Raw genomic sequence first — 15,216 nt, forward strand, 5'->3', positions numbered from 1 at the left:
ATCCTAGGCGGCTTTGATATCCTTGTGCGCGTAGTATTTTTTACCATTGCTGGTGCAAGAATCCAGCGCCAATTGCACATAAAGGGGGGCGATGGATTCGGGCGGTGGCAAAGTCATCGGATTCTCGCCCGGAAACGCCTCGGCCCGCATTTGGGTACGCACCGCGCCTGGATCGACGAGGTTAACACGAATATTGGTGCTGGCGACTTCGTTGGCGTAAGTGTGGGCCAGCGATTCCAGCGCCGATTTGCTGATATTATACGCGCCCCAATAGGCGGGATTGAATTCGGTCACGCCGCTGGTGGTGAAAATAACCCGTCCGGCTTTCGATGATAATAAGCCGCCGTGCATTGCGCGTAATAAACGCCAATTGGCGTGCACATTCACGGTCATAACATTGGTGAAATCGCGCGGTTTTGTATCGTGCAAGGGACCCAGGATACCCAGCGTCGCGGCATTGCCGACAAACACATCCAGCCGACGGAATTTTTTGGCCAATTCCGCCGCCAGCGTGTCGATCATTTCAACTTTGGATAAATCCAGCGGCACCAAGGTTGCCTCGCCGCCTGCCGCTTGCACCAGGTCGTCCGTTTCTTCCAGCGCAGGAACATCGCGCCCGGTTAAAATCAACCGTGCGCCTTGACGGGCAAATTCCACCGCAACGGCGCGGCCGATCCCGCGCGATGCGCCGGTGATCAAAACAATTTTATCCTGAAGAAGTTTCATTAACCGGCCTTACGCCATCTCGCGCAACAAAGGCAGGTTGGAATCATCCGCTGCGCCTTTTGCTTTTTTTGGTTCGTAATCGGTCAAGGCGATTGGGTATTCGCCGCTGAAACAAGCATCGCAAAATTGCGGCATTTTGTTATTGCGGCCGGCTTCGCCCATCGCGCGGTACAGGCCATCGATGGAAATAAACGCCAAACTGTCGGCCTTGATCATTTTACGGATTTCCTCGACCGGGTATTGCGCGGCGATCAAATCCTTGCGGTCCGGGGTGGCGATGCCATAAAAACACGGGTTCATGGTCGGCGGCGATGCGATACGCATATGCACCTCGCTGGCGCCGGCGGCGCGGATCATTTCGACGATTTTTTTAGATGTGGTACCGCGCACGATGGAATCGTCCACCAGAATTACGCGCTTGCCCTTGATATGCTGCACGTTGGCGTTGTGTTTCAATTTAACGCCCAAATGGCGGATTTTATCGGTCGGTTCGATAAAGGTACGGCCAACATAGTGATTGCGGATAATGCCCATGTCGTATGCGATTTTCGATTCGGTGGCATAACCGATGGCGGCGGGAACGCCGGAATCGGGAACCGGGATAACCATGTCGGCTTCGATAGGGGATTCTTGCGCGAGAATGGCCCCGATTGCCTTGCGCGCCGCATAAACATTTCGCCCGTCGATAGTGGAATCCGGACGGGCAAAATAGACATATTCAAAAATACAGAATCGCGGGGTATTTTGCGGCAGCGGCATCAATGACCGCACGCCGGATTTGGTGATAATCACCATCTCGCCCGGTTTTACGTCGCGAATAAATTCCGCGCCGATAATATCCAGCGCCACGGTTTCCGAACACAAAATGTGCGAATCGCCCAATTTGCCTAAAACCAGCGGACGCACGCCGTTTGGATCGCGCACGCCGATCACGGCTTCTTTATTCATCATTACCAGCGAATAAGCGCCGGTAATTTTACGGCAAGCATCAATCACGCGGTCAATAATAGATTCTTTTTTCGACAGGGCGATTAAATGGATCACCACTTCGCTGTCGGTGGTGGATTGGAAAATCGCACCTTGTTTTACCAATTCTTTTTTAATTTCGAGGGCGTTGGTCAGATTGCCATTATGCGCCAGTACAAATCCGCCAAAATCAAGTTCAGCGAAAAATGGCTGGACGTTGCGCATGATTACATCGCCGGTCGTTGCGTAGCGCACATGGCCGACGCAATTATTACCGGGCAATTCGGCAATTGCAGACTCGCTGCCGAAATTGTCGGCGACATGGCCTAGCGCGCGGGTAGCATGGAATTTTTTGCCATCGAAAGAAACGATACCGACGGCTTCCTGGCCTCGGTGCTGCAAAGCATGCAGGCCAAGCGCGGTATGGGCCGATGCGTCGCCATGATTGAAAATGCCGAACAGACCGCACTCATCCTTGAACTTGTCGTCATCAAAAGGATTGGTGGTGAATTTGTCTAAATCCAATGTCATCGCAATGTCCCTTTACCCGTGATGATCCTGTTATTTTTTATTAGGGGGCTGGGGGCTCCAGCCCATTTTTTTCAATATCCTTATACTCGGTTTCCTTGGAATTTTCATCTGCTTTCTGTTTTTCTTTGTCGCGCAAGGAATCCTCATCATCTACTTGATTTTGCTGTACAAAATCAGCGATATAATCCGTTGCGGTTTGGATATAATGCAGCGTATAGGCATTTTTCAGCGAATCCGGATATTCATCCATGTCCGGCACCGCAGCCGAATACAGAAAAAATGCCATGCATATAATCAACCCGCCACGCACCACGCCAAACACAAATCCCAACGACCGGTCCGCCGAACCAAAGGCGGTTTTATGCACCCATTTCGACAGGAAATGGGTAAACACCGATACGATAATCAACGTGCCTGCGAATAATATAGCGCCAGTGACGAAATCGGCCATGGCCGGATTATGAATAAAATCCCGGGTGACCGGTTGGAACGGCGCAAAGCCGTAAAATAGAGCGAGCAGGGCGGCAGCCCATCCGGCAATCGACAAGGTTTCTTTGACAATGCCGCGCCATGCCCCGAAAAATCCGGAAATGACGATAACAGCCAATACGATTAAATCGATAGAGGTAAGATGCAAGCGAATGCTCCGCGGCTGAAAGTATCAGGTTGCCAACCTAGGTGTAGATTTTCTAGACGATAGACCGTCCCGAAGCCCCAATTTTTGCAATAATTCGTGGATATTTTCAATCGATGTGGCGCCGATGCCGGAAAAATTCTGATAATTGCGTCCTTGCATCGGTTTGGGCAAGAAAGCATGCTTGAATCCTAACTTCGCGGCTTCTTTGATGCGTTGATCGATTTGCGACACGCTGCGTACTTCGCCGGACAATCCGATTTCGCCGAATAACACTGTATCGCTGGCAATCGAGGTGCCGGACAGGGCGGATGTCAATGCCGCCGCAACCGCCAAATCGGCGGCGGGTTCGGTAATGCGAATTCCGCCAGCAATGTTCAAATAAATATCGTAATTCGATAATGGAATTCCGCAACGCGCCTCCAACACGGCCGCCAGCATCGATAAACGTCCGGCATCCCAACCGATCACGGTGCGTCGCGGCGTGCCGAAATTGGTGGGATTGACCAATGCTTGCACTTCGACCAATACGGGCCGTGTGCCTTCCATCCCGGCGAATACGGCAGAACCGGAAACATCGCCGCGCCGTTCGGATAAAAATAATGCCGATGGATTTGGAACTTCTTGTAATCCCAATTCGGTCATAGAAAACACGCCGATTTCATCCGCCGCGCCGAAACGGTTTTTCACTGCCCGTAAAATGCGAAAATGATGGCCTCGCTCGCCTTCGAAATACAATACAGTATCGACCATATGTTCCAAAACACGTGGCCCGGCGATGGTGCCTTCCTTGGTCACATGGCCAACCAGGAACAATACGAATCCGCGCGCCTTGGCAACGCGAATCAATTCATGCGCCGATGCGCGAACTTGGGAAACCGTGCCAGGCGATGATTCAATCGCTTCCAAATATAAAGTCTGCACGGAATCGACCACGACTACTTTTGGGCCGTCCGCACGGTCGATGGCGGCAATAATATCGCCAACATTCGTCGCGCTGGCCAATTCCACCGGCGCGGATTCAACTTGTAATCGCCGTGCGCGTAGGCGGATTTGTTCCATCGATTCTTCGCCCGAAATATAGGCGCAAGGCAATTTCCCGGATAATTTCGCGACCACTTGCAATAACAAAGTCGATTTGCCTATGCCAGGATCGCCGCCGATTAAAATCACAGAACCTGGCACCAAACCGCCGCCGCAAACCCGGTCGAATTCGTTCACGCCGCTTTGCGCGCGGGTATAATTTTTATCTTCGGCCTGAAGGGACGAGAATTCCAATTTGCGCGACGATTTAATTTTGCGGGAAAATTGGCTGGTCTTGGCCGCTTGGACTTCTTCAGTCAGGGTATTCCACCCACCGCAAGCCTCGCACTTGCCCATCCATTTTGGGAAAGAACTGCCACAGGATTGGCACACGAAGCTGGATTTATCTTTGGCCATACTGACTTTATACCCTCCCCTTGAGGGAGGGTCAAATGCTGAAGCGTAGCGAAGCATTTGGGGTGGGGATGCGGTGGTGAATATTAGAGAATCTTTGGGGGAGAGAATCGGTCCCCACCCCAAAGTTGCTCACCGCAACTTTGACCCTCCCTCAAGGGGAGGGTAATTGTCTACAATTTAAGCAACTTTAACGGCCATTTCAATCGGGCCCTGGGCTTTGCCATGGATGAATTGATCGACATATTCATTCATGCTGGAATCAATTTCTTTTACCGGGCCGGTCCAGATAATTTTGCCATTGTATAGCATCGCGACGCGGTCGGCGATTTTACGCACGCTAGCCATGTCATGGGTAATGGAAAGCGTGGTGGCACCCAGTTTTTTCACTGAGTCCTTGATCAATTGATTGATGACATCCGCCATGATCGGATCAAGGCCCGTGGTCGGTTCGTCAAAGAAAATAATTTCTGGATTCGCGGCAATCGCGCGCGCCAGCGATACGCGTTTTTGCATCCCGCCCGATAATTCGGCCGGGAACAAATCGCCGGTTTGCGCCGGCAATCCGACCTGCGCCAGTTTTTCAATCGCAATCTTTTTGGCTTCTTCACGGGCAACACCGCGGCCTTGGATCAAGCCGAATGCCACGTTTTCCCATACGGGGAGCGAGTCGAACAGGGCGGAGCCTTGGAACAACATGCCGAATTTATGCATGATTTCCTGGCGTTCGCGCGCGCTTAATTTGGTGACTTCTTCGTCATCGATTTTAATGCTGCCGGCATCGGGACGGACAATGCCTAAAATACATTTCAACAATACCGATTTGCCCGATCCCGATCCGCCGATAACGACAACCGATTCGCCCTGATTGATATCGAGATCCAATCCTTGCAAAACTTTTTTCGGGCCGAAAGATTTATACAGGCCGCGTATGGAAATTTTTACGGTCATCGGGCAAAGAACATTTCAGTGATAAAGTAGTTGAAGATTAGAATCATGATCGAGGCCGTAACGACGGCCTTCGTCGTTGCCGCGCCAACGCCTTGTGCGCCGCCGCGGGAATTATAGCCTTGATAGCAGCCCATCAAAGTAATCAGGAATCCGAAACAGGCGGCCTTAACAAGGCCGGAATACACATCTTCGAATTCTAAATAATCAAAAGTATTTTTAAGATAAGTCGCGCCGTTAAAGCCCAATTTGTAAACACCAATAATATATCCGCCAAACACGCCGATAATATCGCCAACCAGAACGAGCAGGGGAAGCATCGTCACACCGGCAATCAGCCGGGGCGCGACTAGATAATGCATCGGGTTGGTGGAAAGGGTGGTCAACGCGTCGATTTGTTCGGTCACGCGCATGGTGCCGATTTCGGCGGCCATCGCGGCGCCAATGCGCCCGGCGACCATCAATCCCGCCAATACGGGGCCCAATTCGCGGGTCATGGATAGAACGACGACGGTTGCAACCGCGCCTTCGGCCGAAAAGCGCGCAAAGCCTGTATAGGATTGCAATGCGAGCACCATGCCGGAAAATAGACAGGTCATGCCAACGACGGGCAGGGAGTAATAGCCGATATCGATAATCTGCCGCAAAATCAGGCGCGGATAAAATGGCGGCGACACGCTGGCGCGCAGACCGCTCCAAGTAAAGGCGGCCAGCCGCCCAGTCGCGGCAAGAAAAGTAATAAAAGTTTGACCGATAGTGGATAAGAATAAGGTAGGATTTTGCATAAGCGAAACTTATACCAAGATTAAGCCCAATTGGCCAGAAAATGTTACTCTAACGCCGGCGCCTGTTGGCCAATAAGCCTGCGAATCCAAGCAAGACCGGCGCGCCAGGGGAAGGAACCTGTTCTACATCGAAATTGATTTCAAAATAGGCAGTGATGTTGTTCGCGCTTTGCGACAAGACGGTAAAATCCGGATTCGTGGTTGGTACCAAAGGACCAAATTGAAATGTGATATTGTTCATGCCAGTGCCATAAAAGGCGTTAGGGTCAATCAGGCCTTGTCCGGTAGATCCCCAAATATCGTTTGTAAACGATATGTTGCCGCTTTGCGGAGTATAATTAAAGACAAAAGCCAATCCAGGAGCGCTTACTAAAACATTCGGATCGGAATTGACTAGGGCATAAATTTGATATCCGTGGGCGAAAGAAAACGAAACAGGGTTGGGAACATTCAGATTAATGTTGGCGGTGCCGTTATGGGATACCCAATAGCTCATTCCGTTGATTCTGTATTGATTTGGATCAATGGCGGGAATCCACCATTCTCTGGTAGATGGGGTGCCGTTGTAATCAACATTGCTGACACTGTGGGTGTACTGAATAATATCGGCATTTGCCAAAGGGGCTATGGTAGTAACCGCGCCTACTGCAATAGCAGGAATATAATTTTTTATAGTCATTATACATATCTCCGTTTTGGTTTACGGCCTAGGCCGCATAGGATTTCCGTGGTGCGGGTGCGTGCTTCGCCGGCCAGGTGATTGACCGTATATTGATCGTGCAGAATCGCGACCATTTGCCCTGGTTGCACTAAATGCGCCGGAATATCGGTGACATCGACGGTGATTAAATCCATAGACACGCGGCCGACGACTGGGCAACGGTAATCGCCAATCCAAATCGTGCCGGCGTTCGACAGGGATCGCATATATCCATCCGAAAACCCGCCACCCAGCGTCATGATGCGGGTGGTGCGTTCGGTTTTATAGGTGCAGCCGTATCCGATGGTTTTTCCCGCCGGAATTTCTTGCAACTGTAGGACTGGAAATTCGAGCCGCGCCACGGCACGCATGATGTTGGGCTTATTCGGTTGCGGATTCATGCCGTAAATGCTTGAACCGATGCGCACCATATCGAAATGATAATCCTTGCCCAGGAACGAACCGCTGGATGCGGCGATGCTGGCTGGGACCTTTGGCAATAACGCAAGGGCCTTGCGGAAATCGTGTAATTGCTGCGCATTCATCGGGTGATTGGCAAGGGCAGGAACGGCCAAATGACTCATCACCAATTCTAATTGCAAACCGCTTAATAAATCCGGGTTCTGGGAAAGTTTAGTGACTTCTTCAATCGGCATGCCCAAACGATTCAACCCGGAATCGACATGAATCGCGACAGGTAGAATTTTTTCAACCCGCGCCGCATAATTGGCGCATTCCGCCAATTGGCCCAAATGATTTACGACTGGGATCAAATTATGTTTGTAAATTTCAGGGACTGTGCCGGGAATCGCGCCGTGCAGTACAAAGATTCTGGAATTCGGCAAATGTGGGCGTAAATCCATGCCCTCTTCGACCCAGGCGACAAAGAAATCTTTGCATCCAACTTCGGATAGGGCGACCGCCACCCGGTCCATGCCCAGCCCATAGGCATCGGCCTTGACCACGCTGGCGCAAATAGCCGGCGCAACCGTTTTTTGCAGCAATTGATAATTGCTGCGAACGGCATCCAGGTCCACGGTCAATACGGGACCCGCGTTAAACAGCTGATTGCTGTTAGAAACCGGAATGATCTTCGCCGTCGGCTGGGGCATAGTTTGAAAACTTTGTGGTTGATGGTTGGAAATGCAAGGTCACGGAACCGATCGGGCCGTGACGTTGCTTGCCGACGATAACTTCGGCCAAATTTTTGATTTTCTCAAAACCCATATTCCATTTTTCGGCGCGGGCGTAAAATTCATCCTGGCTTTCATCGCTTTTGGCGTGGCGCGGTTCGGCCCGTTCGGCGTAATAGGCTTCGCGATACACAAACATAACCACGTCGGCATCCTGTTCGATCGAACCGGATTCGCGCAAATCCGCCAATTGCGGACGCTTATCGTCGCGGTTTTCCACCTGGCGCGATAACTGGGACAGGGCAATGACTGGAATATGCAATTCTTTCGCAACCGCCTTTAGTCCGCGGGAGATTTCGGAAACTTCCTGCACGCGGTTATCGCCCTTGGAAAATCCGCCTGGCAGGGTCATCAATTGCAAGTAATCGATAATGATCAGGCCCAAATTGGTTTGGCGCGCCAAGCGGCGGGCGCGGGTACGCAGCGCGGAAATGGACAGCGCCGGAGTTTCATCGATCCAGAACGGGATTTGCGATAATGTGTTCGCGGCATCGACCACACGTGAAAATTCATCGCGGTTAATCGCGCCGCGGCGGATCAATTCGGATGAAATTCCCGATTCCTCGGAAATAATACGGTTGGCCAATTGTTCGGCCGACATTTCGAGCGAAAAGAATGCGACGGTTTTCGGCTTTTCTTTTGGATTTTCCCGGTTTTCCTGGCCGAATTTGCGCGCGACGTTAAAGGCGATGTTGGTGGCTAGCGCAGTTTTTCCCATCGACGGGCGGCCAGCGAGAATAATCAAATCGGAATTGTGTAACCCGCCCATTTTTTTGTCGATATCGAGGAATCCCGTCGCAACGCCGGAAATACGGCCATCGTTCTTATGCGCCGCCTGGGCGGTGTTGATCGCGCTGGTCAGCGCCTGGGACAGGGGTTGAAACCCGCCCTCGACATTGCCGGTTTTAGACAGTTCGAATAATTTCTGCTCGCATCCTTCGACTTGTTCATTCGCGGTCAATTCTACCTTGGGATCATAGGCATCGTTGACCATTTCTTCGCCGATGGATATCAACTGGCGCCGCATGAATAAATCATGGATCAACCGGCCATAATCGTAGACGTTGACGATGCTGCCGATCGATGCGGCCAGGCGCGCCAGATATTGCGTTCCGCCCAATTGCGCCATATCGGCATCGGTTTCAAAAAACGGTTTCAGCGTAACGGGATTGGCAATCTGGCCGCGTTCGATGATTTTACAGATCGCATCGAAAATCCGCGCATGCAGCGGATCGAAAAAATGCTGCGGAATCAGAAAATCGGAAATTTTTTCATAAGCCTGATTGTTGATTAAAATCGCGCCGAGCAAACCTTGTTCCGCCTCCACACTGAATGGCGGCGTGCGGTAATTGACCGGACCGTCTTCGGTCAGATAATTCTTATTGCTGAAACGCACTGCGCTGGCGGATGTTTTGACCAATTCCATGAAACCCTGCATTTGTTATTTGTAAAGTATAAGCTTTACAAAGGCCGGGGTATAGGCCGAAGAATATAGGTAAATGTGAGAATGGGGGATAAGTGTTGAAGAAGGGTAGTAGGGTATAGAGTAGTAGGGTAATAGGGGAATATTTCTTCCCTATTACCCTATACGCTATTGACCTAGTTAGGCTGCTTCGCCTTCTGCCTTATCGGCTTTGGCTTTCTTGGCTTTTTTCGGCTTTTTCTCGCCTTCGGCAGATGCTTCCGCGGAAACCGCTTCGCCTTCTACAGATGCTTCTTCAGCGGCTGGTTTGGCTTCGCGCGCGCGGCGAGGTTTTTTCTCTTCGTCATCCGCAGTCGCTGGCGGCATTGCGCCCAATGGACGGCCATTTTTCACGGCAGTGGCTTGGGTTTTCGCCTCTTCATCGCTGCGTGCAACGTTGGCAGTAATCGTTACCGATACTTCCGGATGCAAAGTGATGTTGATTGGATATACGCCGATGATTTTAATCGACTGTGGAATTTCCACTTGTTCGCGGGTGATCGAGCAGCCCGATTCAGTTACAGCCACAGCAATGTCACGAGCAGTGACAGAGCCGTATAATTGGCCGGCTTCGCCCGCTTGGCGCAGCAATACCACCGACAGATCGGCGATTTTTTTGCCAACCGATTCGGCTTCGCCTTTTTTCTTCAGGCTGGTCGCTTCCAATTGCGCCCGTTGTTTTTGAAAAAAGTCACGATTGTTTTCCGTGGCGCGCAAAGCTTTTTTACGCGGTAACAAAAAGTTCCGTGCGTACCCTGGCGCTACGGTGACTTCTTCACCCATTTGGCCCAAACTTTGGACCCGTTCTAATAAAATAACACGCATAGTTTCCTCCGATTCAAAATTAATTTACACGTTTCCGTAATTCCAACCATTGTTCGGCCAATCCAATTGCTGCGATTAAAAACAGCGGCATCATTGCCAAGAAAGGGCTGAACAAAACAATCCCATACACGATTACCAGCCATACCATCCGCATCGGCGATTTCAGCACCAGCGTGTGAATCACCGACAATCCAGCAAGCAATAGCGGGATCAAACAGATCACCAACATATTGATGGCCCAGATTTGCCAATTGCCGCTGGCCAGGAATACGATCAGGCCAATCCCGGCAACCACCATCGGGGTCCAGTCTGGCAAATCGAGTTCATGCATTAACGGCATCGGGCGTTGTTGCTTGCCCATGCGTACCAACAACCATTCGGCAATCAATGCGTTGACGACGACGGTCAGCAAAAAGATGCTGACGACGACACCAGGCAAATATTGCAGAATTGACGATACTAGGGCTTGCAAATCTTCCAGGGCCAATTGCTGATCCGGCGGCATTTGCGAGGACATGTATTTCACGATTTCGTCCTGCAATTGCACGGTCCATTCATTTCCTGGCTGACTTGCGGCCAGGAAGAAAGTGGTATAGATCGCAAACGATGCCGCGACCAGCCACACCAGCACATTGCCGATTGGATACCATTCGGTTCGTCCCATGACATCACGGGACAGTAAAGAAAAATGGCCAATTACGATCGAAGGAATGCCGCATAAGAATAAAAACAGCATTGCGCCTCCGGCCGAAAATACGCCTTCGACTTTGACTAAGAACAGCATCAACAACGTGCCGGCAACGGTGCCAAGCATGGCGCCGGTATGGGATAAAGCCAAGGCCACCATGAACAATGGAATATGACATAGATTGGATACGGTCGCCGCCAGTAACGGATTGTGAAATCCGACGTACAGCAACAGGGCGCTTAGAACGCCGCCTGCAATTGCATATATCCAATTCTGTTTATCCATGATCGGTAACCTGACTGGTTTGGTTGATTAGACTTCGACGTATGGCAACAAGCCCAAGTAACGAGCGCGTTTAATCGCCCGGGCCAACTTGCGTTGGGCTTTCGGACTTACGGCGCTGATACGGCTTGGTACGATTTTTCCGCGTTCAGAAATGAAACGCGACAATAAACGCGTATCCTTGTAATCAATTTTCGGAGCATTCTCGCCCGAAAATGGACAGGTTTTACGGCGTTTGAAAAATGGGCGACGAACACCTGCTGCTGCGCCGGCGGTTGCACCGGTGCGCGGACCGCGCGATGATCTGCCTTCTCTTTGTTGAAAAGCCATGATGATGATCTCCTGCTTTAATTGCTATCGCCGGCGGCGAAATCAAAGCGATCTTCATCATCGCCAAATTCCTCGCGGCCTTCGTTATTTTTCGCACGCATCACAACCGACGGGCCGGTTTCCAGCGCGTCTACTTTGATGCTTTGATAACGCATAACGTCTTCGTGAATGCGCAAATTACGCTCTAACTCGATCACGGCCGGACCTGGCGCTTCGATGTTCAGCATAATGTAATGTGCTTTACGATTTTTGTTCATGCGGTAAGCAAGATTGCGTAAGCCCCAATATTCGCGGCTGACGACTTTGCCACCATTTTTGGTGATAATATCGGCGCAGAAATTGCCGATTTGTTCTACTTGCGCGGCCGCAATATCCGGACGTGCCAAGAACACGGTCTCATAAAAAGCCATGTGTTTCTCCCTCTGGCTAATCGTTTGCGTTTATCCCCAGGCCCATCCCGGGTAAAAACCAAACAAGCCGACGGTCATATGCCGCCGGCAAGGAGTTATGTAAGGGGTGTTTTATAGGGTATTTTAAACAGCCTGGCAAGCCTAGATTTGCCCTAAAATATTAATATTTATGACATTTTTTAGTGGACGGGGCAGGTGGCTTATATTATTGATGCGGCGCAGTAAATTATAAGGGGTGGGGGTAATGACACGTGCATTCGTATTTCCGGGCCAGGGATCGCAAGCCGTCGGCATGGGCAAGTCCATTTTCGAATCGTCTGCCAAGGCGCGCGAAGTGTTTGGCGAAGTCGACGAGGCGTTAAAGCAGAATCTATCGAAATTGATGTTCGAAGGGCCAATCGAAGAATTGACCCAAACCGAAAACGCGCAACCGGCTTTGCTGGCAGTCAGTATGGCATTGTTGTCGGCGATGGAAAAAGAAGCCAATATCAAATTGACCAATGCAGCGAAATTCGTGGCCGGGCACAGCTTGGGCGAATATTCGGCCCTATGCGCGAATCGCACTTTCAGTTTAACAGAAGCGGCCAAGTTATTGAAATTACGTGGACAAGCGATGCAAAAAGCGGTGCCGAACGGCATTGGCGCCATGGCGGCCTTATTGGGCATGAATTTGGAACAAGCGCAAGAAGTCGCAAAACTTGCCAGCAATGGCAAGGGCGAAATTTGCGTGGCGGCGAACGACAACTCGCCGGAACAAGTGGTGATCAGTGGGCACAAGGTTGCGGTGGAACGCGCACTTCCGATTGCCAAGGAACGCGGCGCGAAACGCGGACTGCTATTGCCGGTTACGGTGCCATCGCATTCGCCATTGATGGCACCCGCCGCCGATACGATGCAACAAGCGCTCGTTAATACACGATTTGGCATGCCGTCTTTGCCGTTGGTTGCAAACGTCACGGCAAAGGCAGAACAAGATCCCAATAATTTGCGCAAATTGTTGGTCGAACAAATGACCAACATGGTCCGCTGGCGCGAATCGATTCAGTTTTTGAAATCCCAAGGCGTAACGCAGATTGTGGAAATCGGTTCGGGCAAAGTGCTAACGGGTTTGGTAAAACGCATTGATCCCGAAATCCAATTGGTCAATATTGAAGGCCCGGCGGATATCGAAACCTTTTTAAAAGGAATGTAATGATGAATTTATCTGGAAAAACCGCATTGATTACTGGCGCTACGGGCGGCATTGGCGGCGCGATTGCAAAAAAATTGCATGCTGCCGGCGCAACGGTAATGTTGACTGGCACGCGTGTGGAAGTATTACAAAAACTAGCGGGTGAACTCGGCGATCGTGCGCATGTATTTCCAGTAAATTTATCCGATGGTGCGGCGATCGATGGTTTGATTACCGAAGCCGAAACCAAATTAGGCAAAATCGATATCCTGATCGCCAATGCTGGCGTGACGCGCGATACGTTGTTGATGCGCATGAAAGACGAAGATTGGCAGCAAGTGATCGATATCAATTTAACCGGTACTTTCCGGTTGGTGCGCGCTGCGTTGCGCGGGATGATGAAAAATCGTTATGGCCGTATTATTTCGGTTGGATCGGTGGTGGGTACCACCGGCAATCCAGGCCAAGCAAATTATTGTGCCTCGAAAGCAGGTTTGATCGGTTTTTCCAAGGCCTTGGCGCAAGAAGTCGCCAGCCGCAATATCACCGTGAACGTTATTGCGCCGGGATTCATCGAAACGCCGATGACCGATGTGTTGACACCAGAACAAAAAGAAAAAATTCTCACCCGCATCCCGATGGGTAAAATGGGTACCGCGAATGATATCGCCGATACCGCTTTATTCCTGTCCAGCGATGCGGCGGGCTATATCACCGGCCAGACATTGCATGTGAATGGCGGCATGGCGATGATTTAATATCATCTTTTAAAACCCTGATTTTCTTATATTTCTATTCGTTGACATTAAAGAAACGAATATTATGATGACGGCATAATATTTATCAGGAGAATATGCATGACTACTACAGCACAGCCAGTAACCGCCTCTTTCGGCCAGCAAGAAATTAACGACGGCGTTCGTGAAATTGTAATGGCGGCATTGAGCGTAGATAAAGCAGAATATAATCCAGCCTCAAGCTTTATTGATCTGGGAGCATCGTCTATGACTGTGGGTGGCGGGAAGGGTGAGCCCACGGATGCCGTAGATATTCGGATGAGAGCAAACGCCATGTTTGGCGTTGAAGTAACAGAATTGAATTTGAGATGGTCGCCGGAGCAGTTAGGCTTAACCGTTGCTGGTTTATTAAAAGCCACCAGCCGTTTTAGAACCTAAATTCATAATTCTGTCATATATAAATGCTATTACCACTCGACTTTTAAGAAAAATATTTAAGGTAGAGATGGAGAAGAAATAAATGGCAGATTTAGATTTTGCGCAAATATTGGATACTGTAGCTCGTGCAACGCATGGTTTCCGTTCGGATTATACGCCGAAGGACCCAATGGCTAATCTTTTATTTGTAAATAGACCCAGAGCTTACGAAACTGTTTCTGACATTGTTCGCAGAGAATTAGGTGTAGAAATTGCTTCTACCGATTTTGGCGCAATGGAAACAGTGGGTAGATTGGCAACTGCGATTGCCATGACTTTAGATCCCGATCAAGCAGTACCACAAATTGTTCAAACCGTGATTCGTGTTAATACTCAAAATCCTGCGCAGGTAATGCCTCTGGATGCGGAACTGACCAGGGATCGTATGCGTCCCGAAAGAACCATGAGTCCTGATGGAAGATTGTCAGCAATATTTGCTTGTGAAGAATATTTTGGCTTGGAAGGGCAAGATCCAAGCGTAGCATCGATTAGAACCGGCGATAATTTGGTGGCTTATATACGGGAAGGGCTTCTGGCAAACGCTGGACGGTAATTATCCTAACCCCTTACTTATACACAATATTTCCTGGTTTTTCAGGCAGTAAGCGGAAAATAATTGTCAAAATGGCAAAAAAACGGTATTGGATACCGTTTGAATTAACCCAATAAGAGGTAAAACAATGTCTGATGTACAAGAACGCGTAAAGAAAATTATCGTCGAGCATTTGGGCGTGGAAGACGGCAAAGTCACCACCAACGCCAGCTTTATCGATGATTTAGGGGCAGACAGCCTCGATACCGTTGAGTTGGTAATGGCGTTCGAAGAAGAGTTCGGTTGCGAGATTCCGGACGAAGCGGCGGAAAAAATTCTGACCGTTAAAGACGCTGTCGATTACATCCAACAGCACGCCTAA

At 50.2% G+C, this 15,216-nt stretch carries 18 protein-coding genes; 5 read left to right on the plus strand and 13 right to left on the minus strand.

The features are described 5' to 3' along the window. Positions 1–3: 3 nt before the first annotated feature. From EYC62_08715 to EYC62_08775, 13 genes are all read right to left on the minus strand, one after another. On the minus strand, positions 4–726 hold the full coding sequence (locus EYC62_08715) for an SDR family NAD(P)-dependent oxidoreductase (GenBank protein ID TAH32803.1): 723 nt from the start codon (positions 724–726) through the stop codon (positions 4–6). Positions 727–735: 9 nt separating this feature from the next. Next, the gene (locus tag EYC62_08720; GenBank protein ID TAH32804.1) at positions 736–2,223 is read right to left on the minus strand and encodes an amidophosphoribosyltransferase; all 1,488 of its coding nucleotides are present in this window, start codon (positions 2,221–2,223) and stop codon (positions 736–738) included. A 40-nt stretch (positions 2,224–2,263) separates the two neighbouring features. Continuing rightward, positions 2,264–2,866, minus strand: a complete 603-nt coding sequence (locus EYC62_08725; protein TAH32805.1) for a CvpA family protein — start codon at positions 2,864–2,866, stop codon at positions 2,264–2,266. A gap of 18 nt (positions 2,867–2,884) precedes the next feature. Then, positions 2,885–4,297 (minus strand): DNA repair protein RadA, encoded by a 1,413-nt coding sequence (gene radA, locus EYC62_08730; GenBank protein TAH32806.1) that lies wholly within the window; start codon positions 4,295–4,297, stop codon positions 2,885–2,887. A gap of 177 nt (positions 4,298–4,474) precedes the next feature. Continuing rightward, complete coding sequence (locus EYC62_08735) at positions 4,475–5,245, minus strand: ABC transporter ATP-binding protein (GenBank protein TAH32807.1); 771 nt, start codon at positions 5,243–5,245, stop codon at positions 4,475–4,477. Next, complete coding sequence (locus EYC62_08740) at positions 5,242–6,027, minus strand: ABC transporter permease (protein ID TAH32808.1); 786 nt, start codon at positions 6,025–6,027, stop codon at positions 5,242–5,244. Before EYC62_08740 ends, EYC62_08735 begins: the two co-directional genes overlap by 4 nt. A 49-nt stretch (positions 6,028–6,076) precedes the next feature. Continuing rightward, complete coding sequence (locus EYC62_08745) at positions 6,077–6,706, minus strand: hypothetical protein (GenBank protein TAH32809.1); 630 nt, start codon at positions 6,704–6,706, stop codon at positions 6,077–6,079. Then, positions 6,706–7,839, minus strand: a complete 1,134-nt coding sequence (gene alr, locus EYC62_08750) for an alanine racemase (GenBank protein TAH32810.1) — start codon at positions 7,837–7,839, stop codon at positions 6,706–6,708. Before alr ends, EYC62_08745 begins: the two co-directional genes overlap by 1 nt. Beyond that, complete coding sequence (locus tag EYC62_08755) at positions 7,802–9,358, minus strand: replicative DNA helicase (protein ID TAH32811.1); 1,557 nt, start codon at positions 9,356–9,358, stop codon at positions 7,802–7,804. Before EYC62_08755 ends, alr begins: the two co-directional genes overlap by 38 nt. A 165-nt stretch (positions 9,359–9,523) precedes the next feature. Then, positions 9,524–10,207 (minus strand): 50S ribosomal protein L9, encoded by a 684-nt coding sequence (locus tag EYC62_08760; GenBank protein ID TAH32812.1) that lies wholly within the window; start codon positions 10,205–10,207, stop codon positions 9,524–9,526. 19 nt (positions 10,208–10,226) lie between these two features. Beyond that, complete coding sequence (locus EYC62_08765) at positions 10,227–11,180, minus strand: DUF2232 domain-containing protein (GenBank protein TAH32813.1); 954 nt, start codon at positions 11,178–11,180, stop codon at positions 10,227–10,229. Positions 11,181–11,207: 27 nt separating this feature from the next. After that, the gene (rpsR, locus tag EYC62_08770; protein TAH32814.1) at positions 11,208–11,507 is read right to left on the minus strand and encodes a 30S ribosomal protein S18; all 300 of its coding nucleotides are present in this window, start codon (positions 11,505–11,507) and stop codon (positions 11,208–11,210) included. A 17-nt stretch (positions 11,508–11,524) separates the two neighbouring features. Next, positions 11,525–11,917, minus strand: coding sequence for a 30S ribosomal protein S6 (locus EYC62_08775; protein TAH32815.1), 393 nt, complete (start codon positions 11,915–11,917; stop codon positions 11,525–11,527). A gap of 244 nt (positions 11,918–12,161) precedes the next feature. Here EYC62_08775 and fabD point away from each other — a divergent pair, with 244 nt between their 5' ends. The 5 genes from fabD (at position 12,162) to EYC62_08800 (ending at position 15,216) form a co-directional block, all read left to right on the plus strand. Beyond that, positions 12,162–13,109: a [acyl-carrier-protein] S-malonyltransferase gene (gene fabD, locus EYC62_08780; protein TAH32816.1), complete on the plus strand. Its 948-nt coding sequence runs from the start codon at positions 12,162–12,164 to the stop codon at positions 13,107–13,109. Then, positions 13,109–13,846 (plus strand): 3-oxoacyl-[acyl-carrier-protein] reductase, encoded by a 738-nt coding sequence (gene fabG / locus EYC62_08785; protein TAH32817.1) that lies wholly within the window; start codon positions 13,109–13,111, stop codon positions 13,844–13,846. The genes fabD and fabG overlap by 1 nt, the downstream gene beginning before the upstream one ends. A 99-nt stretch (positions 13,847–13,945) precedes the next feature. Next, on the plus strand, positions 13,946–14,263 hold the full coding sequence (locus EYC62_08790) for a hypothetical protein (GenBank protein ID TAH32818.1): 318 nt from the start codon (positions 13,946–13,948) through the stop codon (positions 14,261–14,263). 82 nt (positions 14,264–14,345) lie between these two features. Further along, a complete protein-coding gene (locus EYC62_08795; protein ID TAH32819.1) occupies positions 14,346–14,855 on the plus strand; it encodes a hypothetical protein in 510 nt (169 codons plus the stop codon). Positions 14,856–14,982: 127 nt separating this feature from the next. Next, positions 14,983–15,216 (plus strand): acyl carrier protein, encoded by a 234-nt coding sequence (locus tag EYC62_08800; GenBank protein ID TAH32820.1) that lies wholly within the window; start codon positions 14,983–14,985, stop codon positions 15,214–15,216.

This window comes from Alphaproteobacteria bacterium (assembly GCA_004295055.1).
GTDB lineage: Bacteria > Pseudomonadota > Alphaproteobacteria > SHNJ01 > SHNJ01 > SHNJ01.